The following is a 26,366-nucleotide window of genomic DNA, read 5'->3' as shown; positions in this document are numbered from 1 at the left end:
CAGAAGATTTCTTCGCCGTCAGGGCCCACGACTAACGCCATGCAAGGGCCATCCACTTGAGGTTTGGCTTGCGGTGTCGCACGCCACGTGACATCAGCAGGAATGAGCGTGAATTGGTTGCTGTACGTGGTCGCGCCACTGCCGCCCTCTTCTTCCAATGCTTGTGGCTGACGCCCTTGATGATGCACTTGCACGACAACCCAGTCGCGGTTCGCGCTATCGTCAAGATGCTCTTGTAAGTCAAACTTTGTGCCCGCTTGCAGGCCTGGATGGTTACTTTTTCCGGTCGCGGTACGCGCTTCTCGTCGTAGGTACTCTAAGCGAATTTGATTAAAGGCTTTGCCGCTGACATCGTCTTTAAAGCGACCCGGTGCATCAAAGTGCTCGTAGGTCGCTTGCTGGTAATCCATCTCGCGCCCTTGCGCTTGCTGAGCAAACGAGTAGCTCGGCTTTTTAAAACTGTAATCTTGCAGCGCGCTGTGGCTCACTTCGGTTTGGCTGTGTTGCGTTAATTGCGACACATAAGGGCTCTCCATCACGCCACCCGCGAGGGCGTTGTAAGGGATAGGCGTTTCTCGCTTTATCAGGCTTTGGCTGTCGTCACTGAAAAAGAGGGTGTGTTTCCCCTCTTCATGGATGAAGTGATACACCAAGCCCTCTTCGGCGGCTAAGCGGTGCAAGAAGTCGATATCCGTCTCACGGTACTGCACGCAGAATTCACGCTGAGCACACTCACGCTTCAGCGAGAAGGCGTAGTCGTTAATGCCCATTTCTTGCAGTACGATGGAGAGGATTTCGGGAACGGTTTTGAGCTGGAAAATACGGCTGTTTTGGCGCAGTGATAGCCGCTCTAATGCCGGGACTAAGGTCAGTGAGTAAAAGGTGTGATGATGGCCAATATCGCCTTTACTGAACTGGCGCACAATGCCGTGCACGCGCTGCACAACAATGCCATCACGCAGCATCTCAAGCTGAGCGGTTTTGTCCACCAGCTCCAGCGCTGTTAAGCCAGATTGGCGACTGGCCAGTTTTATCTCATAGCGAAAACCGTAGCAACGCAGGCCCGCTTGCGCGCTATCAGACAGCGATTCCACGCCTTGGTATTCATGCACCACTAACGTGTCGTCTGCCAAACCCTCCACGGTGAGCCTAAAACTTAACCTTGCCATCTTTTTCCCTTCCACATTTGAATGTCGAAAAACCTTAAGCTCAATACATAACTAGGCTACGTACTGAGCTTAAGGTTTTGGTGTGGGCCACTCACCCCAAGGACATGAAACACGAGTGAGCGACCCAAAAACTAAGCGTGATTACGCTTCAACAGGCTTGCGCCAGTCGTCAGAGCCTGAAGTACCCGCATTCACGTGATCCCACAGGATTTTACGGTAAGACATAGAAACCGTAACGTTTTGTGTGAAGTCGCCGTTCGCTGGATCTTGGCAGTGTGGCATTTCACAGTGAATGTCCACGATAGACGCGCTTTCGAGTGTAGTAGTGAAGAAGTTCTCTTGCTTACCTTCGATAGAAGTGCGGTACCATTTTAGCTCAACCGATTTCATCTTCTCGCCAGACGCCAGTGCGTTATAAAGAAGAGGAACCGCTTTGTTTAGCGCTACGGTGAATTTAAATGGTTTGTGAACACGTTGACCAGAAGGCTGACCTGATTGTGGATCAGTCGGTACAGTTACAACGTGGTCAAATTGTTGAACCAACATTTGGTCTTCATGACCTTCAACGAACGCATCACCGATTGAATCAGTAGACAGAGCACCAGCAGTGATCAGGCCCTGAGTTTCGCCTTCGATAGAGATATAACATGGAGTTGGCATTGCAAATTCCTTACTTTAATGATGAATGGTATGAAACAAGTTCACTCGTCATAGAGCAAAGTCAGTGCCAACTCTATTACTATTTAAAATCAAACACTTATATTGTATGTATTTTTGATTGAGCAAAAACCTGCCCAGTATGAGCAAGATATTGCTTCGATGGGTAAAAACTTACCCTCATTCTGAGACAGCCAGATGTAAAAATCCCGATTCACACTGTAAATCGGGATTTTGATGTTGAGACTTCACAAGAAACCATTCAACTCATTAAATTGCAATGGGGTTGACAACTATACCCTTGTCTCTAGCTTATAGTAGAGAGTTGCCAGTGGCGGTACACAGACCAAAATAGATTGGTCTAAACCCTCACTCTCAACGTTTTCAGTCAGTACACGGTTTTTGACTTCAAAACCGCTACCGCCATAGTGTCTATCATCTGTATTAAGCAGTAATTGATACTCACCTTTGACAGGCATACCTAAACGAAAAGCTTGGTGAGGAACAGGGGTAAAATTGGTGATAATTAAAATACGTTCACCGCAGTCACTCATGCGTTCATGCGCAAGAATGCTCGCATCGGCCGCATCTTGTAAGCGCCACTCAAAGCCACGAGGCTCACTGTCTAACTCAAAAAGTGCAGGCTCGGCTTGATACATCTTATTGAGATCTCGCGTTAAATTCTGCACTCCTTGATGGCGTTCAAACTGCAATAAGAACCACTGAAGTTGGTCATCATGATTCCATTCTGCCGTTTGACCAAATTCAGTGCCCATGAAGTTGAGTTTTTTACCCGGCTGGCCATACATGTACCCCATATAAGCACGCAAGTTTGCCGTTTGTTGCCACTCATCGCCGGGCATTTTGTTGTGGATCGAACCTTTTCCATACACCACTTCATCGTGTGATAGCGACAACACATAGTTTTCACTGTGTGCATAGACTAACGGGAAGGTGATGACGTTGTGATGGTATTTACGATGGACGGGATCTTCTTTTATATAAGCCAAACTGTCATGCATCCAGCCCATATTCCATTTGAAACCAAAGCCTAAGCCGCCCATAAAGGTTGGCGCTGAAACGCCGGGAAAAGCTGTTGATTCTTCAGCAATGGTCATAGCATTCGGGAAGTGTTTGTACACTTCTTCGTTCATCCACTTTAAGGTGGCAATCGCATCGTAATTTTCTCTGCCGCCATCCACATTTGGGATCCATTGATCATGGCTGCGTGAGTAGTCGAGATAGAGCATCGAAGCAACGGCGTCGACCCGAATGCCATCGATATGGAACTGTTCAAACCAATATAACGCATTCGAGACCAAGAAACGGCGCACATGTTCGCGGCCAAGGTCGTAAATATACGAACTCCAATCTTGATGCCAGCCGCGGCGTGGATCAGGGTCATGGAATAAAGGAGTGCCATCAAAATTGGCTAAGCCATGACTATCGGCAGGAAAATGTGCGGGAACCCAATCGAGCACCACACCAAGGCCAGCTTGGTGGCACTGATCCACGAAATATTTAAAATCATCGGGCGTACCGAAACGGCTCGTTGGCGCAAATAAGCCAACAGGTTGATAGCCCCAAGAGCCATAGAATGGGTGCTCAGACACGGGCATAAGCTCTACATGGGTATAGCCTAAATCCACCAAATAAGGCACCAGTTGATCAGCCAGCTCACGATAATTTAAAAATTCACCCGCCGAATTACGACGCCAAGAGCCCACGTGCAACTCATAGAAAGAGAGCGCTTGCTTGCGCTTTTCGGTGATGGGGCGAGCTTGCCACGTACTGTCTTGCCATTCATAACGCCGATGATCATACGTCACTGAAGCAAACGAAGGGTATTGCTCAGCATAGTGACCCCAAGGATCGGCTTTGTGCGGTAACCCTTCACCATGAGGCCCTTTCAATTCAAATTTGTATTGCGTACCTTCGGGTAAGTTGGGCATGAAAATTCCCCAAATACCGTAATCAAGGCGCTGCATTGGATTACGACGTCCATCCCATTGATTAAATGCGCCAATCAAACTGCACGCTTTTGCATGCGGTGCGTAGACTAAAAAACGGATACCTGAGATTTGTTTACCACCACGTTCCATGGTCACAAACTGCGAACCCATGTGGTGATACATCGATTTCGGCGTATGCAAATCATCATATTCAGCGTATAAACCATGGTACTGATATGGGTCATCGATGAGCTGTTCGACACCTGCCCAATCGACCGCCAATTGGTAGTGGGTAAAACGTAAATCAATATTTGATTTTAGGATGAAACCCGACTCATCTTCACGCTCAAGCAGAATGCGGGGTTGATTTTCCACCACCAGCTCAACTTTTTCGGCACCCGGCATCCAAACGCGTAGCGCACCTTGATCGGGTGCGAGGTAAGGGCCTAAAAATGAGAATGGATCTGTAAATGATGCATGGGAAAGTTGGCTATATGCCTGCTTTAGCTTTGAAAGCTTTTTTGTTTTCATATCCCTACTCCTAACCTAACTTTCTTTAAACGTATAAAAATGCCCGCTAAAATGGCGGGCATACTAGCGAGGTTCAGTGTACCGAACTCTGCTGTTACATTGAGTGACCTAGACTAAAATTCTTCATGCCATGATTAAGAAAGATAACACTAAGTCACATCAAGGTTTATTCAGTAAGTGATTATTTACTTACACTCGCTCGCACTTCCGTTAAACGTGCAGCAATGCGATTGACATTATCACGCGCAAATACTTCATCCAAATTCATTGAAAGTTTACGACGCCAGTTAGGGTACTCATTAACGGTACCCGGAATATTAACGGGTTTATCCATTTCCAACCAATCTTCTAACTGAATACTTAACAAGGTCGATGCACCAGATGCAACGTGCAGTTGCAGCGCCTCACTTAAATATGAATCCATTGGAACAAGGCTTGCGTCGCGCCCCACACCCTCAGGCAAATAACCATGCCATGCCACCGAATCCAAAATGCCTTGTTTACATTTCAAACGGTCCTCAAACAAGGCTTCGAGCTGGGCTTGATCGGGGTACAAACCAATTTCGCTCCCCATTTTGAGATCATCGCAATGCCAGAAACCACGCAACGTTGGCATATCATGTGTGCACAGTGCCGACATCGATTGAGCGGCGTAATGTTTCGGTGAGATAAAGCCGCCATCTTCTGCGGTTTCAAAGAAGAACACTTTATAAGAGTGAACACCCGCGTCGGCTAAAATATCGACGATTTCATCAGGTACTGTACCCAAATCTTCGCCAATCACGCTGCATTGATGGCGGTGAGATTCCAACGCTAAAATCGCGAGCATATCTTGTACTGGGTAGTAGATGTAAGCACCCTTAGTGGCATTTTCACCTTTTGGTACCCACCACAAGCGCAGTAAACCAAGTACATGGTCAATGCGCAGCGCACCACAATGTTTCATATTGGCGCGCAGCAGCTTGATATAAGCATCGTAAGCGGTTGCTTGTAATACTTGTGGATTAAGCGGTGGTAAGCCCCAATTTTGACCCAGTGGTCCAAGAATATCGGGCGGTGCGCCAATGCTGGCGTCTAAAATCAAGTTACCGACATCAGCCCAAGTTTCAGAGCCTGAATCAGCCACACCCACCGCAAGGTCGCGGTATAAGCCGACCGCCATACCTTTTTCTTCCGCGAGTGCTTGGGCTTCATTAATTTGGCCATCAGCAATCCACTGCAAGTACATGTATAGGTGAACTTTATCTTGATTGTCTTCGATAAATTTCTGTACTGCGCTGTTTTCAAACCGACGATATTTTTCAGGGAAAACCGGCCAACCCCATACATTCGGATCTTGGGCATGTAAATCGACATGCAGCGCATCGAATGCCGCTTGGTGCACTAAGCTCTCGCCACCTTCTTCAACGAAATTCAAAAAGGCTTGTGCGCGATCGCTATTTTTATCTAAATGGCGTTTTTTAAATTCGGTGAACAGAAGTGGCAAGACACTCATTTTTAATGTTGCAACTTCGGTGTAGTTTACCCAATGCGCTTCACGTACTTTCTGAAGACGTTGCTGAAACTCCGCACTGCCTACTTTTTGCTGCGCATCCGCACTCAAAGCAAATTCAGGCACTGAACTCACGTCTATGTATAAAATATTGAGCCAACGGCGTGACGATGGGCTGTAAGGACTTGCTCCTTCAGGGTTTGCAGGAAAGAGAGAATGAATCGGGTTAAGGCCGACAAAATCGCCGCCACGAGAGGCAATATCCGCCACTAACTGTTTTAAGTCGCCAAAATCACCAATACCCCAGTTGTGCTGAGTACGCAGCGTGTAAAGCTGCACACTCGGGCCCCACAATTTTTTACCTTCAGTAATAGGTGCTTGTTTGTAACAGGCTTTTGGCGTCACTATCAGCGTGAGCTCATACGGTGTTTTACGGCGTTTCCGTGTCACCAACAGTTTGTGATATCCCCATGCCAAATCGCTTGGCAATGCAAACACTAAAGGGCCACCCTCAGCGCGTTCATCACGAACGACTTGCGATTGAAGATAGCCTTCAAGTACCTCTCCTTGCTCGGTTTCTAAGCGCCAGTTAAATTCGCTTTCACGTGCGCTGGCACCTAGATAAAGTGGCACTTCCACCGCTTCACCTTCACGAATAACGAGAACAGGATCTAATACATCTTTCTTGTGTTTCTTTTCTGCTGATTTCAGCAGCGTTTCATCATTGGTTGTGTCATAGCCCAAAGACGCCAATAAGCGGATAATGGTTTCATCTTCCACTTTCGCTTCGTCGCCCCACGCGCTTATGTAGCTGTCGGCAATGTTCGCCATCGCCGCTACTTGTTTTAATGCGTTTAGTTGTTTCATCGCTTTCTCCGAAGGGACTTCTTTCCCCTTCAAATGGGTAGGGTTTTATTATAATGAGTCATCATAGAGCCAAGGCCCTAAGGCCTTGGCTTACTTGAAAATTAACGTTTAACGGTTTCTAATTTCCAGATGTTGTTAACGTAGTCACGGATACTGCGGTCAGAGCTGAACTTACCCACCAACGCGGTGTTAAGAATCGCTTTCTTCGCCCAGCCAGCCTGGTCACGGTACTGCTTGTCCATCGCCTGATGCGCTTGTACATACGAAGCGAAGTCAGCCAGCACTAGGTATGGATCACCACCATCAAGCAAGCTATCGAACGTGGCTTTCAATTTGCCCGGAGCGCCTGGGGTAAACTCTTCACCCACCAACAAATCCAGTGAAGCCTTAAGCAGCGGATCCGCATTGTAGTAATCATATGGGTTATAACCACTGGCTTTTAACGCTTCGACTCCGTCCACTTCCAAACCGAAGATGTAGATGTTGTCATCACCCACTTCCTCACGAATTTCCACGTTTGCACCATCCATCGTACCTATGGTTAAAGCACCATTTAGCGCCATTTTCATGTTACCGGTACCGGATGCTTCTTTACCTGCGGTAGAAATTTGCTCGGATACATCGGCAGCAGGAATGATGATTTCAGCTATGCTCACGCGGTAATCAGGAATGAAAACTACTTTTAGCTTGTTACCAATGCGCGGATCGTTATTTACTTTTTCCGCAATTTTATTGATGGCGTAGATGATCTCTTTAGCTAGGTGGTAACCCGGTGCCGCTTTAGCCGCGAAGAACACCACGCGCGGCGTCATATCGAACGTTGGGTCATTCACTAAACGATGATACAAAGAGAGAATATGTAACATATTCAAATGTTGACGTTTGTATTCATGCAAGCGTTTGATCTGCACATCAAAGATGGCATTGGTATCAAGCTCAATACCCATGTTCTCTGATACCCAATCAGCCAGACGCTGCTTGTTGTGTTTCTTAACCGCCATAAACTCTTTTTGGAATTTCGCATCGTCAGCGTATTGCGCAATCGCTTCTAGCTGGTCAAGGTGCGCTGGCCACTCAGTGCCAATTTTTTCCGAAATAAGCGCCGACAAACCTGGGTTACAAAATTTCAACCAGCGACGCGGCGTAATGCCGTTTGTTACGTTGTGCAAACGTGTTGGGTAAAGCTCGTGGAATTCTGGGAAAAGATCGCGTTTTACCAACTCCGAGTGCAGCGCCGCCACACCGTTCACAGCGTAAGAGCCAACCACACAAAGGTTTGCCATACGCACTACACGGTGGAAACCATCTTGAATGATGGAGAGTTTTTGCTGTTTCGACACATCACCCGGCCACTTGGCTCGTACTTCTTGCAGGAAGCGGTGGTTGATTTCGTAAATGATTTCCATATGGCGAGGAAGCAAACGCTGGATCAACGACTCGCTCCACGTTTCGAGTGCTTCAGGCAGTAGCGTATGGTTGGTATAGGCGAACGTTTTTGAGCTGATCGCCCATGCTTCATCCCAGCCCATGCCTTTCTCATCAATCAAGATACGCATCAATTCAGGAATGGAAATCGTTGGGTGAGTATCGTTTAGCTGAACGGTTTGATATTTAGGAAGATCAGCAATGTCATGACCCGCCGCCGCATGACGACGCAAAATGTCACGCATTGACGCCGCGCTATGGAAATATTGCTGCATCAAACGCAGTGTCTTGCCTTTTTCGTGGTTATCGTTTGGATAAAGTACTTTGGTAATGTTGCCTGCATCAATCAAGGCATGCTGTGCTTCAAAGTAGTTACCGTTGTTGAAATCAGCCAGTGAGAAAGGCGCAATTGCGCGACATTCCCATAAACGAAGTGGGTAAACCGTGTCGCTTTCATAGCCGACGATCGGTAAATCCCAAGGCATTGCTTGGACAAACATACTCGGAATCCAACGGCGTTTTTCCACACCATTGTCATTGATAACGTCAACATGGCCGTAAAAACCAATCTCTTGTGCTAGGTGTGGTCGTGCCACTTCCCACGGGTAGCCTTCAACACAACGCCACTCATCAGGAGCTTCTTGTTGGTGGCCCTCACTAAAAGATTGCTTAAACAAACCATATTCATAATGTAAACCATAACCTACGGTTGGGTACTCTTGCGCAGCGCACGAATCCATGAAACATGCCGCAAGTCGCCCTAAACCACCATTACCTAAGGATGGGTCACGTTCTTCTTCTAATAAATCCGTTAGGTTCTGACCTAAATCAGCCATCGCTTCCGTGATTTGCTCATACAGGCCCATGCTGATGAGGTTGTTGCCCGTTAAACGGCCAATCAAGAACTCAAGTGATAAGTAGTTCAGACCCTTAGCGTTAACAATGCGCTCGTCTTGCTCAGTTTCGAGTAGATCAAACATCGTTAATTCAGCCAGTGCGCGCCCCATTGCGAGATACCATGAACGGCTATCTGCATTTTCAATGGTGGTGGCGTAGGTGGCAGTCAGGTGTTTCTTTACGTTGTCTTGGAACGAAGCTTTATCAAACTTCTTCTGTTGCGTAGGTTTCATTAGCGAAATCTCACTTAGTCGTTTTAATTCATCTTCGGCATATCGTGCATCAGCTACGCAAGGTCGGCATCCTCCTAAAAATGACCTCGTTTAGGAGGAGGGCTCAGGGCGTAGAGGGCGAGCACCAGAGTCGCAGTGATCTATCTCTCATTCGTTGCACATAGCGGTTCATAAGCAGTGATTGTGATCACATCACCTTGCTCACTAGCCTAAATACCGCTCATGACGCTAAGGTTTCGATCGGGAATATCAATCTCTCAATATGAGAATTGGCTCTCAAAAAAATGAGCTTCATTTACAAATTACATGAGATTTTGTACATGCTCAGTTTTTATATAGCGCATAACAAAGAAGTTTTAGTGATTAAAGTCACAATTACAGGGCGTAGATGATGAGTAAATGTGAATCCTGCAAGAATCTCGGGATGGATCAATAAACGTGCGTCACGACATCAAGTAACATCCACACAAAATGAGTGATAGTTCACTTGTGTACTCCTAAATAATGATGCTCTTCTTACTAAGCACCTCCAAAGCTGCAATCAGCTTTTAAGTCAGTAACAAGAACAATAAATGGAATCTGGAAGATGTGGATACCTTCTAAGCTTACTCGTCCCGGCCGCCTACACAACGCCATCGTTCGCCCGCGTGTGTTAGAGCTGCTTGCCCAAGCACCTTGCTACAAACTCGTGCTATTCCGCTCGCCTGCTGGTTATGGAAAAACCACCATGGCGGCCCAATGGTTATCAGACAAGACCAATGTGGGTTGGTATAGCATCGATGAAAGCGACAATGATGCGTTCCGATTTATCAACTACTTACTGCAAGCGATTAATAAAGCGACTCAGCAAAGTTGTCCAAATGCCCAAAAACTGGCCGAGCGACGCCAGTTCTCTTCTTTACACTCACTATTTAGTGAAGTGTTTTCGGAAATGTCTGGCTTTAACAAAGAGTGCTATGTGGTTCTCGATGATTACCATTTGATCGCCGATGACGATATCCACGAAGCGATGCGCTTTTTCCTCAAACACATGCCAGACAACCTAACGCTGGTCGTCACTAGCCGTGCCACACCACCATTAGGCACGGCCAACTTGCGCGTACGCGATTTGATGATCGAAATTGGTAATGAGCTACTCGCCTTTGATACAGAAGAAACAACACGCTTCTTTAATCAACGGGTCTCTGATGGCGTGGATGATGATACTGCCAACAACTTGTGCACCTATGTCGAAGGCTGGCCCTCTGCACTGCAATTGATTGCCTTACAAGCACAGCACCAAAAGCGCACGTTGGCTCAAACAGCGGAGTCGGTATCGCAGTTTAATCATGCACATTTATGGGATTACTTAGTTGAGGAAGTGTTTGATCTGCTGGATAAAGAAACGCGCCAATTTTTGATGCAATGCTCGGTGCTCGATCACTTTAATGACGTGTTAGTCTCTGCACTCACCAAACGTGACGACGCGCTGAGCATGATTGAGTCGCTCAACCGCTATGGTTTATTCATTTATCCACTGGAAGGTGAGCACAACTGGTACCGGTTCCACAACTTATTTGCGGAATTCCTCTCTCATGAACGCTTGGCGCGCATCCCGCAGCAGGAGCACGATCTGCACCGTGCCGCCGCGCACGCTTGGTTGCAAGAAGCCACACCTCATCAAGCGTTGCGTCACGCCACGCTCGCTAACGATACTGACTTACTCGCTACTATCTTGACGCAATTTGGCTGGAAGATGTTCAACCAAGGCGAGCTTTTGGCTCTCGAAGAGGCCATTAACCAACTCTCCCCCACTCAGCTCTATCGCGAGCCTAAACTGTGTATGCTACAAGCTTGGCTGGCTCAAAGTCAGCACCGCTACTTTGACGTTGGGGATCTGCTGACCAAATCGACCAACGAGATGAAAGCGCTTAATGTTCAGCTCAGCACCAAAGAACAAGGCGAATTCAATGCCCTGCGTGCTCAAGTCGCGATCAACCAAAATGAGCCAGAAAAAGCCTTAGAACTGGCGGAATTAGCGCTAAGCCAACTGGATCACACCGTTTACCGCAGTCGTATTGTCGCCACTTCAGTCGTCGGCGAAGTGAACCACGTGCTCGGTCAATTAAGCCGCGCACTCTCGATGATGCAACAAACCGAAAAGCTGGCACGCCAGTATCAGGTTTACCACCAAGCGCTATGGGCATTACTACAGCAAAGCGAGATCTTGATTGCCCAAGGTTATGTGCAAGCCGCTTTTGAAGTACAAGATATTGCCTTCAAATTAATTGAAGAGCAGCAATTACAGCAAGTGCCATTGCATGAGTTCTTACTACGGATACGTGCCCAAATCCTGTGGTGCTGGAACCGCTTGGATGAAGCGGAAGAGTGCGCTTATAAAGGACTACGCGTATTGGGCAACCACTCTCCCAGCAAGCATCTGCACAGTTATTCGATGCTGGCACGTATTGCTATTGGCCGTGGTGAACTCGATAAAGCGGGTAAGTTCATCGAACAAATACAGCACTTACTGAAACAATCGACTTATCACGTAGACTGGACGGCGAATGCTTCGCTCTCACTGATTCTATTTTGGCAAGCTCGTGGCAATGATGAAGCAATGTTGCAGTGGCTCAAGACCACCATTCGACCAGAAAAAGCATGCAATCACTTTTCACAGCTTCAATGGCGCAATATTGCTCGAGTTCAGATTCACTTAGGTCATTTGGAAGATGCGACTCAAACTTTGACGTTTATGCAGCACGAAGCGCAAACTTATCAGTTGATTACTGACCTAAACCGTAATTTGATCCTCGAAGCCGTTCTAGCCACCACAGTGCACAACGAAGAAGTGGCGAAAGAAAAACTCAAAGAGGCGCTACAGCTAACCAATCAGACGGGTATGGTGGGTAACTTTTTAATCGATGGTTCGCAGATCGGCCACTTGTTGGAAAAACTCTCTAGCCGATCCGAATTGGGAGATCTGGAACGCCACCGCGCACAACAGTTAATGAAAGAGATCTCTACCACTCAGCGCAGCCGATCAGTCCATTTCGACGAAGAGTTTGTTGAGAAGCTGGTTAATCACCCAAATATTCCTGAGCTGGTTCGTACCAGCCCACTCACTCAACGTGAATGGCAAGTCTTGGGGCTTATCTACTCTGGGTTTAGCAATGAGCAAATTGCACAAGAGCTGGATGTCGCAGGAACCACCATCAAAACCCACATCCGCAACCTATACCAAAAACTGAATATTGCTAACCGCAAAGAGGCAATCCACACCGCCGAGAATTTATTGCAACTTATGGGCTATTGAGTCGCAGGTACGATCAAAAAGAGCCAGATAATCTGGCTCTTTTCTGTCGTAAAAAATGATGGTTAGAAGGTTTTTGGAGCGAAACCAGTCATCACTTCTAAACGCAGTTCTTTGCCCATTGTTGTCATCGGGTGTACCACGATTAAACCTTTAACTGACTTTTTCAATTGACCTAAATCCGCCTGTTCGGCTTTGGTCAACTCACGAGAAAATGGCATATCGAGCAAACTCTTACGCTCTTTGCTCACCGTATAATTTTGCTTGTGTTTTGCTTGAGCGAGCTTTTTCGTCAGTTGTTCTACTTCATCGGTAAATTTGCTGATCATTACTTGATCGCCACGACCTTTAGCCGCATCGAGCTTATGGCGACACGTATCTAAACGGTTATTGAGTTGTTGAATTTCATTTTTCAGGCTCATGGTCACTGGCTCTTCGAAAGTAAAGTGGGCGCGGAGTATATCACAGCCTATCTATACTCTATATAGAAATTAAGCTTAAACCAGTGAAATGAAAGCCACTGGCAAGTCATAGAGGGCATAACAACTCTACTTAGCATTCCAATTTGACATAACACCCATTTTTCATATGAAAATATGCTCTTTGTAAGACGCGGTGCCGCAAACTTAGCTAAGCTATATTTATAACAACAACGAGCATGTCAACCGTCAGTTAAAGTACCAAGGCCAATAACATAACAACAGGAAATAACCATGAGCCTGACTATTCGCCAAAGACTCTACGTGCTATCCATTGTTCCGCTACTGATTATTTCGTTAAGTATGATGTATCTCAGTTTTTCAGAAACACAAAAACTGAATCACGAACAAATGGCTGCTACCCGCGCTAGCATGATGGAGATGAAACAAAATGAGCTGCGTTCATATCTGCAAATTGCCGATACAGCGCTCAAATCACTCAAACAAAAGAACGCTCCCCTCAGCGAAGCCATCACCATACTGCGTGACATCGCGTTTGAAAATAGTGGCTATATCTTTGGCTACAATAGCAAAGGGGATCGACTACTACTGGGCCAAAGTAATGCTGGTTTAGGCGATAACTTTTGGAACATGCAAGATACGCATGGCAACTATTTAATCCAAGATTTAATCAAAAATGCCAAAGTAGATAAGTTCACTACCTACTATTTCCCCAAGCCGGGAGAGACGACACCACTACCTAAATTGGCCTATTCTACCTATTTGCCACAATGGGATCTAATAATAGGCACTGGCTTTTACACCGATGACATTGATGCCGTAATCGCCAACATGGAAACACTCGCTGCGGAAAATATGCAAAGCAGTTTAGTCAATATCGGTTTGATGAGCTTGATCATTATCCTCATCGTCGGTTTTTTCGCCATCATTTTAAATCGCAGTATCATGCGTCCTCTCGAGCTATTTGATTTATCGATTCGTTCATTTGCAAGCGGTGACGCTGATTTAACTGCAAGAATGGAAAAATTCAACGCCCCTGAATTTGCAAGACTAAGTGATAACTTCAATGCCTTTGTCTCCAGCTTGCAAAGTATCATTGCGCGCGTACACCAAGTTGGGCAACAGGTTGTGGATGAAACCAATGACATGACACAACGAGCACAACAAGTTGACGCCATTGCATCAGGGCAACGTGAAGAGACCGATCAAGTAGCGACAGCGATGACAGAAATGACCACGACTGCAACAGAGATCTCGAACAACGCCCATCATGCCGCTCAATCAGCAAAAGATGCTGACGACAACGCCAAAGATGCCCATGAGATTGTTGATTCGGCCGCACAATCGGTACAGGATCTCGCCAAAGAGGTCGCTGAAGCGAGCCTTGTGATTTCAAAACTGGAAGGCGATGTGAAAAACATTTCGTCTCTACTTGCGGTTATCCAAGATATTGCGGAACAAACCAATCTACTGGCGTTAAACGCAGCGATTGAAGCGGCTCGCGCGGGCGAGCAAGGACGAGGATTTGCCGTAGTAGCAGATGAAGTCCGAAAATTAGCCAGCCGTACCCAAGACAGTACAGGACAAATTCATGCCATGATCGGGCAACTGAAAAATGCCTCTGATGCCGCAGTTAAAGCGATGGATTCAAGCCAAAGCCGTAGCTTAAGCACCGTAGAAAAAGCCAATGCCGCATCGACAGCATTACAAAAAATTCAAGACTCTATTGCCACGATTATGGATATGAACGCGCTGATCGCAACGGCAACAGAAGAGCAAAGTATTGTTGGGCAAGAGATATCAGAGCGCATTGTGGTGATATCTGATCAAAGTAGTCAATCGGCTGAACTGGCTAATCAGAACCAAGCGGGTAGCCAGCAGTTGAATAGCCGAGCCAACGAACTCTATGAGTTGGTGGACCGCTTTAAAGTTTAGCAAGAAGAGGTAAAACTGATATTCGTAAGCGTCAGAATGAAGATCGTTGATCACTAAGTAAAAAAGTAAAAAAGCCATGTCAACATGGCTTTTTTCAATGAAGAGATCCCTAATGACTTACAGGAGATTTCTTTGGTTTAATCGATTTTTTCTTGATATTCGCGTTTATCTTCTGGACGCAACTGACGCTGAACACCCATTAAAAAGTTACGCAGGATCTGATCTTTACATTCACGGTAGTGTTTATTGTCAGGCTTGCGGAAAAATGCATTGAGCTCGTGCTTACTTAAACGAAAATCGATAAAAGCTAATGTGTCTAAAATATCTTCTGCTTTCATATCCAGCGCAATACGCAATTTCATGAAAATCATATTATTGGTTAAGCGTGTTTCAGGCTGAGGTTGTTCACCATCGCGTTTACCACGCTTTGTATTGATTAAGCCATTGAGAAATATCGCTAGATCCACATCACTCAACACAGATTCCGTCTCTTTGTTTAGCCAAGTAGTCACTTGCTCTTGAGTAACACAGCCGTCCGCCGCAGCAAAAATCTCAACCATAGCTGAGTCTTTAAAGTCAAAAGTGTAGCGAATACGGCGTAAAATATCGTTATTGGTCAAAATAGATCCTAGGGTTAGATTTCCAGTGCCATCAAGATGACAGACTGTGAAGAAATAGCACGCCACTGTAGCAGAAGAGCGATCGGACACCTATCTATTTTACGTAATACCGTCTGAGTTTAATGTGTGTTTACTACCTCTTTTAGTAATCGGTCTATTGAATCAACCACCGATTTACTGGCCAATTCCATAGTATCAACTTGCTTAATCAGTTGTGTCCAATCACCATTCTGACCAAACTTCAGTGCACTCTTTCCTGAATCATGCACCAATTTATGAGGAGCATTCAAACCAGCAAAGCTGGGAAGCTGGCTGTATTCACGCGCACCATCACCCTCAAAATACCATTTACCTAGACGGCACTCTTGATGAGTATTCATCCCATGTTCAAACCGACGATTGAGGATGTGATCGTACACTTCATTTTTCCAAACTGCGTGATCCAATTTCACCGTATCAAGGAAAGAACACGCCGTCGCAATACGAATAACTTCTTGCATTTGTTTTGATTTGTCTAAAACGATTGTTACCGTCTGTTTTAATTCATTTGAAGCATTCTCTACTTCGATTGCACATTCTTGACTCTGATTCACTGAACCTTTAATACTTTCCGTTTGGTTCTGAACTTGCCCAACTAAAGATTCAATCTTAGTGCTGGCATCATTGGCTTTGGAAGCTAATGCCCGTACTTCATCGGCCACGACGGCGAAACCTCGACCCGCTTCACCTGCGCGTGCCGCTTCAATAGCTGCATTCAGTGCCAATAAATTGGTCTGTTGCGAAATCTCTTGGATCGTGCCGACTAACTGGCCAATCGAAATGGTTGTTTTATCTAGAACAGTCACCGACTCCATACTAGCGTGAGCGTATTCTGCAATTTTTTCTGCTCGAGAAGATAAGTGATTAATTGCTGTGCTTGTCTGACCAAAAATACTATTCAGTTGCTTCAGTGATTCGTTCTCACGCAATAAATTCTCAGCATTGTGAGCCAGACCAGAACGGATGGCTTCTAGCATGTGGCTACCACTCAAATGGCTGGCCATCAAATCAGACTCTAATTGAGTTGATGTACGCAATAAGGCCAGCTGTTCTTTTAGCTGCTGAATTTCATCTTGCCACTTTTGTTGCTCAAGTCTTTGCTGTGCTTGTAATGCAGCTATCTGAGCCTTCAAATCATCATTTTCTTTTTGCATTTTCTTATTAAATAGCATGCTCAACCTCGGCAAAAATAACATCGTCAATCTACATAAGTTTAATCGAACGTTAATAATTTTATGCACTTCTCATTTCAAAATGAGCAGATTAAATCGGAGTAATGTGAAGGGACGCACCTAGCCTCCCTTCGACATTCATTAAGCCTGTTTGAGTTCAAGTCTTGTTCGATACAGCACCATATCTTCAATCGTCAATACAGGCATATTGTGCTTTTGCCCGAACGCAACGATCTCGGGTGTTTTGGCCATGGAACCGTCAGGATTGGTGAGTTCACACAATACGCCCGCAGGCATTAAACCCGCCATTTGCATAAGATCAACCGTCCCTTCTGTATGCCCACGACGAGCCAAAACACCTCCCGCCCGAGCGCGAAGTGGGAAGACATGGCCGGGGCGTGCAAGATCATCGGCTTTAGCATCAAAGCGGGCCGCGGTTTTTATTGTGGTCACTCGGTCTTGCGCTGAAACGCCCGTAGTTACACCTGTTTTTGCTTCAATCGAGACAGTAAAAGCGGTTTGGTTTGCGCTATTGTTATGCATTACCATCGGGGGCAGTTGTAGTTGATTAGCCTGTTCATCGGTCAAACATAGGCAGACGATGCCACTGCATTCACGGATCATCAGTGCCATTTGTTGTGTGGTCAGTGACTCAACCGCATAAATGATATCGCCTTCATTTTCACGATCTTCATCATCAAGCAACAACACGCCTCGCCCTTCTTTAAGCGCAGACAGTGCGTTTTCAACACGAGTAATAGGGTCGCCAAATTTGGCAAGTAGAGATAGCTGATTCATGGTTGTACTCCTAAAAAATCACCAGAATCAGGGCTGCTATGAGGGATCAAATCCAAAACAAATTGCACCAGTTAGCGAACTAACTGGCGTCTCTTCATTCTCTCTCATCCGGACTATAACCGTCGGCTCTGGTTTTTCACCAGATCTGCTGACCTCGATACATCGAGCGCTCGCGGGCTCATCTGCCTTCTCAACTGAAAAAAACAAACACACCGCCGGTGGGGAATTTCACCCCGCCCTGAGAATTTAAAATATAAATTGGCTTTAAAAAAGCGATGTCATGGTAGTCGTTTACGATAAAGATGAAAAGTAGGACGAAGAAAAAGTGATGTGCATCGAAAAGGAAAGGCATCCTGCAATTATGCAGTTGGGGGTAACAGGAGCATAGCTAACTCAAGAGTTTAGGGTATGCAAGATGCCTTTATTCATGGTCACCAGTGACATAAATGAATCAGAGCTAAAATCGCCATTACCTCTATAGGGTTACGTGATTTTTCTAAACGCTGGCGGTAATAGATCGCCAGCGGTGTTGGCTGTTTGGTGTCAGTCGTTATGGGGTCGTTCATCATTCACCTCCTCAGCTATCGATGTGTTGATTGTGAATCAAAATAAGGAATACAAAAACTGAGAATTTTTTATTTTTTAATTCCTCATATCATTGAAATTGACCTTAAAACGATATTTAAAAACTAAAAATCAATAAATGAGGAACAAATGATCATTAATATTTCTTATTTAGTTCTTCATAAATTCGCTACTATACCCAAACAACTTGACCATCAAGGAGGGCAAAGCGCAAGGCCGTGCGAAGAACTGAACTGCCTATCTCTTCCCTTTCATCCAGAGGATTTGCGAGTGTCTGATCTTACTTTATTACGTTATTACACACGCCTGACCGTGCTTGGTGTGGGTCAAGAGATTAAAGTGTCGTTAACACAGGTTGCAGAATGTTTATTCACCTCACCGCGTCATGCACGAAATCTGGTGGCTAAAATGCAGCAACAAGGTTGGCTCAAGTGGCAACCCAAAGTCGGACGTAACCAACGCTCGATACTGCGCCTGAACCTCGATTTAGACACAATCAAACAAATGCTCGCGAAAGAGCAAATTTTGGCTGGGAAATATGAAAAAGCCTTAACCATACTGGATAATGATGAGGTAGTGTTTGGGCGTTTGTTGCAAAGTACTTCCGGCGCATCTATTCGCGAAGGTCGCTTACACATTCAACTGACGTATAAACGACCATTTGAACGGCTAGTGCCCCATCAAATACAGCGTAGTAGTGAGCGATTTCTGCTCAGGCAAATCTATTGCTGCCTCATCCAGTGTGATGAACAAGGACGCTTTCATCCAGAATTAGCCCATCACTGGGAGTATGATGCACAACATTTTCAGTGGGTATTTTATCTTCGCCCCGGATTAACGTTTCACGATGGCTCACCGATTGATGCTAATACGATCGTGAGTTTATTTGCCAAACTCTCTAGTTTGGAAGAGTACAAAAAAGAGCTCGCGCATTTGGTTGATGTAAGCGCACCACAACCACAAAAAGTAGTATTTTCTCTTAATCAATCTGATTTAGGATTTGCAGGGTTGCTCTCTGGCGTCAAATATTCAATTCAACCAGCCAGCCAAGTGAACAATGCATACTCCCCAATGGTGACCGGTTGTGGCCCATTTCAAGTTCAAGATCACTCACCTCACAAACTCATTTTAAGCGCATTTGACCAATTCTATGGCTGCCGAGCTTTAACGGATCACGTCACAATTTGGATTTTAAATGAAGACGAGTTGTACCCTCAAGGCATGCATATCAAACAAAAAAATCAGCAACAAAACATCTCTTGCCACCACGATGTAGAGCTGAGTAACGTTGAAGAACTGGCGATCATCACCTCTAATCAATCATCAAGAGTGGAAGATGGCTGCATGTTTATTTTGTTCAATCAAGGTGCTCATTCACCTCTTAATGAAAATCAGAAACGCTACCTAGCTACCGAGATATCTGGAGAAAAACTAGAGCACTATTTAGCACAACAACCAACTAAGTTTGACGCCGTCGTTGCCAGTAACCTACTGCCAGTATGGCAACCTGTGGTGCGACCACCAGCGCCTAAAGCAAGCCTGCCAAATCAAATCTCGATTGCCGTCTATGACTACACGGTACTGATTCATTGCGCCTTCGGTGTGAAACATATTTTAGAGGAGATGGGGCTGACTGCTGCCGTCAACATTTACTCCTACCGAGAATTGAATTTTCTGGCCCAGCAAGGCAAATTGTACGAGACCATAGTTATCACCAATATTAATTTAGATGACAACCGGCATTTCAGTGCATTTAGTCACTTATTTGGCAACCCAATGTTACACCATTGCATTGGCCCCGCAGAAAGCCAATGGCTGCTCAAAGCGTTAATCGACATTCGATCAACGACACCATTGACACACTACCTTATCGCGTTGGAACCGCTAGCATCGAGTTTGATCAACGAATACTGCCTCGTCCCTTTGTTCCACCATAAGCAAACATTACGTTTTCAGGGTGTGCTCAAAGACGTTGCACTGACCAACTGGGGATGGCCTGATATTAAAAATGTGTGGTCCATTGATTAGCGAATAAATAGCCTGCGTAATATTGCCAGCATCACTAAACGATAACGCAGCATCCACTGGCTACGTGGCAACCAACGCTTAGAAAACAATACGGTTTTGGCGTGTGAAAAGGTCTTAAAACCTTCAATCCCGTGATAGTGCCCAACCCCAGAATCGCCAATACCGCCAAAGGGGGCATCATCGGCGGCCACATGTAACAGAGTATCGTTCACAGCTAGGCCACCACTATGCGTTTGTGTACTAACCTGTTTGATCACCTCGTGATCATCACTCATTAAATATAAAGCTAACGGACGTGGGCGAGCGTTGATATAAGCTATCGCTTCATCCAAACTGTGATAACTCAATATCGGCAATATGGGGCCAAATATCTCATGTTGGGATAACAACATATCAACCTTCAAATTCGTCACTAAGCAAGGCAAAAATTGATACGTTCCCGCTTTTGCATCGCCTTCTACGGGATGCAATGTGGCCCCTTTTTGTTTAGCATCGTCTAAGTATTGTTGCAGCCTATCAAACTGGGTTTGATTAATAATATGTGACGTATCATAGCCATCTTTAGTGGAAAAATAGCGCTTAAAGCGTTGCAGATAGAGATCCACAAAGGCTTGTTGTTTGCCTTCCGGCAGTAAAACATAATCAGGAGCAACACAGATCTGCCCTGCATTGATGGCTTTGCCAAGCATGATGTTATCAACGCTACGCGCAAGGTCAGCATCAGGTGCAATGATCACGGGGGATTTCCCGCCAAGCTCTAACGTTACTGGTGTTAGGTTTTTCGCAGCCGCTTGGGCAACCAATTTACCTACCGGTGTTGACCCCGTAAATAACAGATGATCAAAGGGTAACGCACTGAACTGTGCGGCAACGTCAGCCCCACCTTCTACAGTATCAACCGCTTCATCGACCGTCGCAAAAATACGCATCAACACTTGGTTGGTGCAGGGCGTATATTCGCTCAATTTGACCATAGCGCGATTACCTGCTGCCAATGCGGTGACTAATGGAGCCATACTGAGCACGATAGGAAAATTCCAAGGTACAATCACCCCCACAAGGCCCAAGGGTTGATAGTGAACGCTCACTGTCGACGGCAGTAATAGCCAACCTGCATGACGCGATTGCGATTTTGTCCACGATTTGAGGTGTTTTAGCGTGTAATTAATGTGTGAAACGGCCGGTAGCAGATCGCAAACCGTACTATCAAAGCGACTTCGATAACCATAATCCTGATTTAAGGCCTCAACGAGCGCGGCCTGTTCACTGAGTAACGCGGTTTTTAAGCGCTGCAACCAAATACGTCTTTGCTCAAGGCTAGGATACGGCTCTGCTATTGTCCGCTGTTTTAACCTAGTAAAAAGTGTCGTAACGTCTTTAGTTAAGGGCTGTTGCTGTTCTGTTTCTTGCACCGTATTTCACCTCATTCGCAGCTAAGGCAGCGTCTTGGAAATGAGCTCAGGATTAATGCCAAAGCTGGCTTTATGTTCTTCAATCACAAATTCACTGCGCGTTTGAATCACTCCCGGCAATGTCCCCAACTTGCCAGACATAAAACTTTGGTAGGCTTTCATATCTTTCACTCTCACTTTGATCATGGTGTCAAAATCACCGGACAATGAATAACATGCTTCAATTTCTGGGATGTCCGCCACTGCTTGTGAAAAACGCTCAAAAATAGAGAAACTGGTTTGATCCAATCGAATATGAATGAACACTTGTACATCCAGACCTAACTTTTCTGGGCACAGTTCTGCATGGTAGCCTTTGATATACCCTTCCTTTTCTAAGCGTTTGACACGATCAGAACAAGGAGATGTGGTTAAATTCACCAACTTTGCCAGCTCAACAACGGGAAGCCGTCCTTTACTGTGCAAAATACGTAAGATCTGTTGGTCGATGCGGTCTAGGCTCATAGTTTTGCACGGCGCTCTCAAAAGAAGTGATATGGCATACAATAATGGCTTACAGCGTTAAACCAACCTATCATCACAAGGCATTGTGATATAAATCACATAGAATAGAGGAACGTATAATAAAAAGACTGAGGAGAAAAAAGGAAAAGAAAGTGAGCAAGCACCCACTTTCTTGGTTGTAATCTATTTATCGCCTCTTTACTTTGAGTACGTTGAGATGATTACAGTTTGAAACGAGAAATTTCTTTATCTAACTCATTCGCTAAACGGTGCATTTCATGAGCTTGTTGCACTGCATTTTGCGCATCACTGGCGAGTTGGTCGCTGACTTCACGTACCGATTCGGTGTTGCCATTAATATCCGCTGTCACCAAAGATTGCTCTTCTGCTGCTGATGCAATTTGTGTCGCCATATCACTGATCATCTGAATGGCTTCGCTGATTGCGTGTAAGCTTTCTCCTGTATGGTTCACATCTTGCACACTTGTTTCGACCAGTTTATGGCTTTCCGTCATGACAGAAACAGCATTGGTCGTTACCTTTTGCAAACCGGAAATTTTAGACTGGATCTCCTCGGTAGAGGCATGAGTACGCTGAGAAAGCACTCGGACTTCATCAGCTACAACCGCAAAGCCACGGCCTTGCTCTCCGGCGCGCGCCGCTTCAATCGCCGCATTCAAGGCCAACAAATTTGTCTGCTCTGCAATCGAGCGAATGGTCGACAGAATGGTTGAAATCTCATTAGCGTGCACTTCTAATTCACCAATGATACCCACAGCACTGCTAAGCTCTTGTGCTAACTGATTGATTGACTGTTTGCTTTGCTGCATCTGGCGATAGCCTTGTGCACCAAGCTCAACCGATTCATTGGCATTTTTAGCGGTATTATCAGCATTGCCCGCGATTTCAGCGGTCGCAGACGCCATTTCAGTTACCGCAGTTGCAACCATAGTAATTTCATCTTGTTGAGTACGAATCCGTTCACTACGTTGACTGGCTGAGCTCGCGGCCTGTGTCGCTCCTTGGTTAAGGGAGACGGAAACATCACGCACGCTTTGCACCATGACATGGATGCGATCGACAAATTTATTGAACTTATCCGCTAAGATACCGACTTCATCGTCACTGCGAACGGCTAAACGACGGGTTAAATCGCCATCACCTTCGGCGATATCTGACAAAGCTTGAGCAATATTACTCAACTCATTCAACTGACGAGCGACGAACCATGAGGTCGCTAATGCCAAGATCACTAAAATCATCAAGCCAATCAAGCTCTGTTTCAATAGCATGTCATTGAGTGGCTGTTCAAGAACCGTTTTGTCCATCACCATAACCAACAGCCAGTCGGTATGTTCAATACTTTGCGCCATCAATACTTTGGCCTGACCATCAATATCAACAAAGAGTGGTAATTGAGAATTTGCCGCCTCTGATATGCTTTGAATGGTCAGTTGTGAGGCCATTTCTTGGGTAGGTTTTAAAATAAGCTCTTGATTGGGATGGGCAACAATTAGCCCCTTGGTATTCACCAAAATAGCATTGCCCTTCCCGGGAACCTCAATAGCTAAGACGTCCTTGATCAATTTACCCAAAGCTAAATTGGAAGCGGCGACGCCAATCAGTTGGCCATTTTGACGGACAGGTTCTGCCAATGTCACCACTAAGGTTTGCATGGTAACGCTGACGTAGGGGGCGGTTGTGATCGGTTTACCCGCGACTTTGGCTTCTTTATACCAACCACGCTCACGAGGATCATAACCATTTTGGTTACGCGATCCGTCATTGCGGATCATATCGCCCTGTTCATTACCGTAATAACTCAGCCCAAATTCACCAGACTCCAAGGTTTGGCGTAGGTGAGGAACAATGTCTAATTGTGGATTACGCTCGATTTCGTTTTTTAATCCTAGCAGCGTTTTTTGTTTGCCATTAAACCAGTCACCAATCCCTTTTGCATGAGCCTGTAATGTATTACGCGCTTCACTCTCAATCGCTCTCCAGCTGTCGGTTTTAAAGGTTTGATAGCCAACCATAACCAATGCAGCGGCTGTCAATGTAATAGCAGCAACCACAGAGAACACCATTTTTCTCTTTAAACTCAATTGCATTGCAATGCTCCTTGAAGCTTGTTCACCAAAGTAATGGGCTTGAGAGTATTACAACTATGGATTATTACTTTGCCTAAGTTCCCAATACTTGACACTCGTGCAATAGAACGGCACGTGAATGTGCACTAAATCAAACTTAGTCAGCCGAATAAAAGCAAAATTATCTTTTGAGCGAGAGGCGCACTACGCCAAAAAACTTAGCGCAGTGCTGGAAGTATTTAGAGAACGCGGACGCGTGAGAAGTCGGTGTGGCTTAATGTTGATGGGTGATTACATACTCGGCAAAAACCTTGCTTTTCCATTTTGTAATGAGGTTCACCTTGTATAATGAGCGCAAAAAACTTTTGAACACCTTGCCACGTTGAACAAGGTTCTGACTGACAGCGCTTCATCACGACTTTATGTGGTGTCTCTTTACGACAACAGGTGCAATAAGCTTTTGACATGGTCCAATAATCCCTACAATTTGCATCATTATTGATAATTGACACATTTTGCGCCTACAGGTTCATTTTCCTCAAACTTTAGTGTGTGTTTCGTGAGCTATCTTCAAAAAACGTCCATCCCAATCTCCTTATTTTCTGCTAAGCACACTACACAATCTAACCTTTACAAAAAAGCCCCTCAGAAAGGGGCTAGTTATTGAACAACGGTATGAATGTCAATCTAGTTCAACCAGCTGCTTTTTAAAGGTCACGTGCTGTGCTCTCACGCTTTCTTCGGGTTCAGCTGTCGCTAAGCTCACCACAACGATCGCAAGTACAGAGAAAATGATCCCAGGAACAATTTCATACACATCAAACCAACCGCCAGACAGTTGTTTCCAAACCACAATTGTCACGCCACCAACAATAATGCCGGCTAGTGCACCATTGCGGTTCATTCGAGACCAATAAAGGCTCAATACCACTGCAGGGCCAAATGCGGCGCCAAAGCCCGCCCATGCATACGAAACTAAGCCGAGCACGGAACTATCTGGTGTCATGGCCAGCACTAACGCAACGATAGAAATTAGAATCACAGCAAAGCGGCCAACACGAACTATCTCCTCCGACGTTGCATCTTGCTTGATGACTTGCTTATAAAAATCTTCCGCTAACGCAGAGGAAGAAACTAATAATTGCGAGTCAGCGGTACTCATAATTGCCGCAAGAATAGCCGCAAGCAAAATACCTGCAATAACTGGATGGAAAATCGCATTCACTAGCAGCATGAAGATTTTTTCACCATCTGCCAGCTCCAGCGAACCGGTGTTCGTCACATAAACAAGCCCAACTAAGCCAACCAACAAGGCTCCCGCCATGGATAAACCGGTCCAAATGACCGCAATACGACGTGCTGTGGTGAGATCTTTATTTGAGCGAGACGCTTTAAAGCGCGCCAAAATATGGGGTTGACCAAAATAACCAAGCCCCCATGCCATTAATGAGATAATGGCAACACCCGTTAACGGCTCACCTTTCACATCATGCCACAGCGTCAATAGCTCTGGGTTTATTGCGGATAGATCTTGACTCAGTTGACCCAAACCACCGTTGATTGCCGCGATGGGCACAATCATTAATGCCGCTGCCATCAATAGGCCTTGCACTAAGTCAGTCCAAGAAACGGCTAAAAATCCACCAAACAGTGTATAAGACACCACACAAATGGTGCCAATAATAACTGCGGTTGAATAATCTAAACCAAATACCGTTTCAAATAGTTTACCGCCAGCCACAAGGCCAGAACTGGTATAAAAGAGGAAGAACAGCAAAATAAAGAAGGCTGAAATGGTTTGAATCAGTTTAGATTTATCATTAAAGCGGCGTGATAAAAATTCAGGTAATGTTAATGAATCTGTCGTGATGCTATAAGTGCGCAAGCGCTTAGCATTCACTAACCAGTTCGCCCATGTGCCCAATAACAAGCCACCCGCTAGCCAGAAAGCCTCAATACCAGCGGCGTACGCGTAACCAGGTAAACCGAGCAATAACCAACCGCTCATATCAGATGCACCCGCCGATAAAGCCGCAGGCCAAGGGCCCAGTGATCGCCCTCCTAAGAAATAATCTGCGGAGTTCTTCGTTCGAAGGTATGCAACCACACCAATAGCCAGCATCAAAATAAGATACAGGATAAAGGTGGTTGTAATAGCAAAGCTATTTTCCATTGTGTTTGTCCTCTTTAAAAGATCGCCTTCCATGTCCTCTTCCGAAGAAGAGGAT

18 protein-coding genes, 1 pseudogene and 1 riboswitch are annotated in these 26,366 nt (G+C 45.6%); of the genes and pseudogenes, 3 read left to right on the top strand and 16 right to left on the bottom strand.

Translation table 11 applies throughout. From position 1 onward, the window contains the following. The 5 genes from tssI to AACT23_RS17275 all read right to left on the bottom strand — a co-directional run. Window positions 1-1,169 (bottom strand): type VI secretion system tip protein TssI/VgrG (gene tssI, locus AACT23_RS17295; RefSeq protein ID WP_141195553.1); only part of this gene is annotated, 1,169 nt, incomplete at its 3' end. Window positions 1,170-1,310: 141 nt separating this feature from the next. Further along, a complete protein-coding gene (locus AACT23_RS17290; protein WP_013868180.1) occupies window positions 1,311-1,829 on the bottom strand; it encodes an Hcp family type VI secretion system effector in 519 nt (172 codons plus the stop codon). A 290-nt stretch (window positions 1,830-2,119) separates the two neighbouring features. Continuing rightward, window positions 2,120-4,309, bottom strand: coding sequence for a 1,4-alpha-glucan branching protein GlgB (gene glgB / locus AACT23_RS17285; protein ID WP_094128662.1), 2,190 nt, complete (start codon window positions 4,307-4,309; stop codon window positions 2,120-2,122). A 181-nt stretch (window positions 4,310-4,490) separates the two neighbouring features. After that, entirely contained in the window at window positions 4,491-6,668 is a 2,178-nt protein-coding gene (malQ, locus tag AACT23_RS17280) for a 4-alpha-glucanotransferase (protein ID WP_094128659.1), read from the bottom strand. A 101-nt stretch (window positions 6,669-6,769) separates the two neighbouring features. Further along, on the bottom strand, window positions 6,770-9,223 hold the full coding sequence (locus AACT23_RS17275; RefSeq protein ID WP_013868184.1) for a glycogen/starch/alpha-glucan phosphorylase: 2,454 nt from the start codon (window positions 9,221-9,223) through the stop codon (window positions 6,770-6,772). Between the two features lie 586 nt (window positions 9,224-9,809). Between AACT23_RS17275 and malT the strand changes: the two genes are divergently transcribed. Further along, window positions 9,810-12,518 carry an HTH-type transcriptional regulator MalT gene (malT, locus tag AACT23_RS17270; protein WP_013868185.1) on the top strand — a complete coding sequence of 903 codons (2,709 nt, stop codon included), beginning with the start codon at window positions 9,810-9,812 and terminating at the stop codon, window positions 12,516-12,518. Window positions 12,519-12,580: 62 nt separating this feature from the next. Here the strand turns inward: malT and AACT23_RS17265 are convergent, their stop codons facing one another. Further along, a complete protein-coding gene (locus AACT23_RS17265; RefSeq protein WP_026027197.1) occupies window positions 12,581-12,937 on the bottom strand; it encodes a YibL family ribosome-associated protein in 357 nt (118 codons plus the stop codon). Between the two features lie 291 nt (window positions 12,938-13,228). On the opposite strand from AACT23_RS17265, the gene AACT23_RS17260 reads away from it, so the two are divergent. Further along, complete coding sequence (locus tag AACT23_RS17260; protein ID WP_047687681.1) at window positions 13,229-14,890, top strand: methyl-accepting chemotaxis protein; 1,662 nt, start codon at window positions 13,229-13,231, stop codon at window positions 14,888-14,890. Window positions 14,891-15,027: 137 nt separating this feature from the next. Here the strand turns inward: AACT23_RS17260 and AACT23_RS17255 are convergent, their stop codons facing one another. The 5 genes and pseudogenes from AACT23_RS17255 to AACT23_RS17240 form a co-directional block, all read right to left on the bottom strand. Then, on the bottom strand, window positions 15,028-15,510 hold the full coding sequence (locus AACT23_RS17255) for a YehS family protein (RefSeq protein WP_038148283.1): 483 nt from the start codon (window positions 15,508-15,510) through the stop codon (window positions 15,028-15,030). A 119-nt stretch (window positions 15,511-15,629) separates the two neighbouring features. Then, on the bottom strand, window positions 15,630-16,010 hold the full coding sequence (locus AACT23_RS18055) for a CZB domain-containing protein (protein ID WP_410001445.1): 381 nt from the start codon (window positions 16,008-16,010) through the stop codon (window positions 15,630-15,632). A gap of 42 nt (window positions 16,011-16,052) precedes the next feature. Beyond that, window positions 16,053-16,526: pseudogene (locus tag AACT23_RS18050) on the bottom strand (methyl-accepting chemotaxis protein); the annotation flags it as partial. A 336-nt stretch (window positions 16,527-16,862) separates the two neighbouring features. Further along, window positions 16,863-17,519: a 3,4-dihydroxy-2-butanone-4-phosphate synthase gene (gene ribB, locus AACT23_RS17245; RefSeq protein WP_013868190.1), complete on the bottom strand. Its 657-nt coding sequence runs from the start codon at window positions 17,517-17,519 to the stop codon at window positions 16,863-16,865. A 92-nt stretch (window positions 17,520-17,611) separates the two neighbouring features. Further along, a riboswitch (FMN riboswitch) is annotated at window positions 17,612-17,769 on the bottom strand. Between the two features lie 181 nt (window positions 17,770-17,950). Next, window positions 17,951-18,088 carry a hypothetical protein gene (locus tag AACT23_RS17240; protein ID WP_013868191.1) on the bottom strand — a complete coding sequence of 46 codons (138 nt, stop codon included), beginning with the start codon at window positions 18,086-18,088 and terminating at the stop codon, window positions 17,951-17,953. 145 nt (window positions 18,089-18,233) lie between these two features. Here AACT23_RS17240 and AACT23_RS17235 point away from each other — a divergent pair, with 145 nt between their 5' ends. Next, window positions 18,234-20,132, top strand: a complete 1,899-nt coding sequence (locus tag AACT23_RS17235) for an SgrR family transcriptional regulator (protein WP_094128656.1) — start codon at window positions 18,234-18,236, stop codon at window positions 20,130-20,132. Here AACT23_RS17235 and AACT23_RS17230 read toward each other — a convergent pair. The 5 genes from AACT23_RS17230 to putP form a co-directional block, all read right to left on the bottom strand. Further along, window positions 20,129-21,544, bottom strand: a complete 1,416-nt coding sequence (locus AACT23_RS17230) for a coniferyl aldehyde dehydrogenase (protein WP_094128653.1) — start codon at window positions 21,542-21,544, stop codon at window positions 20,129-20,131. The genes AACT23_RS17235 and AACT23_RS17230 overlap by 4 nt on opposite strands. Window positions 21,545-21,565: 21 nt before the next feature. Beyond that, window positions 21,566-22,048 (bottom strand): Lrp/AsnC family transcriptional regulator, encoded by a 483-nt coding sequence (locus tag AACT23_RS17225; protein WP_010317305.1) that lies wholly within the window; start codon window positions 22,046-22,048, stop codon window positions 21,566-21,568. Between the two features lie 221 nt (window positions 22,049-22,269). Next, window positions 22,270-24,159, bottom strand: a complete 1,890-nt coding sequence (locus tag AACT23_RS17220; RefSeq protein ID WP_013868194.1) for a methyl-accepting chemotaxis protein — start codon at window positions 24,157-24,159, stop codon at window positions 22,270-22,272. Window positions 24,160-24,377: 218 nt separating this feature from the next. Beyond that, the gene (locus AACT23_RS17215; protein ID WP_013868195.1) at window positions 24,378-24,605 is read right to left on the bottom strand and encodes a hypothetical protein; all 228 of its coding nucleotides are present in this window, start codon (window positions 24,603-24,605) and stop codon (window positions 24,378-24,380) included. A 215-nt stretch (window positions 24,606-24,820) separates the two neighbouring features. Beyond that, window positions 24,821-26,311, bottom strand: coding sequence for a sodium/proline symporter PutP (gene putP, locus AACT23_RS17210; protein ID WP_017044927.1), 1,491 nt, complete (start codon window positions 26,309-26,311; stop codon window positions 24,821-24,823). Window positions 26,312-26,366: the final 55 nt, after the last annotated feature.

The sequence above is a fragment of the Vibrio sp. V09_P4A23P171 genome (assembly GCF_963875615.1).
Classification (GTDB): domain Bacteria; phylum Pseudomonadota; class Gammaproteobacteria; order Enterobacterales; family Vibrionaceae; genus Vibrio; species Vibrio anguillarum.
Note: the sequence above shows the minus strand (reverse complement) of the source record. Positions and strands in the feature narration are given on the sequence as shown.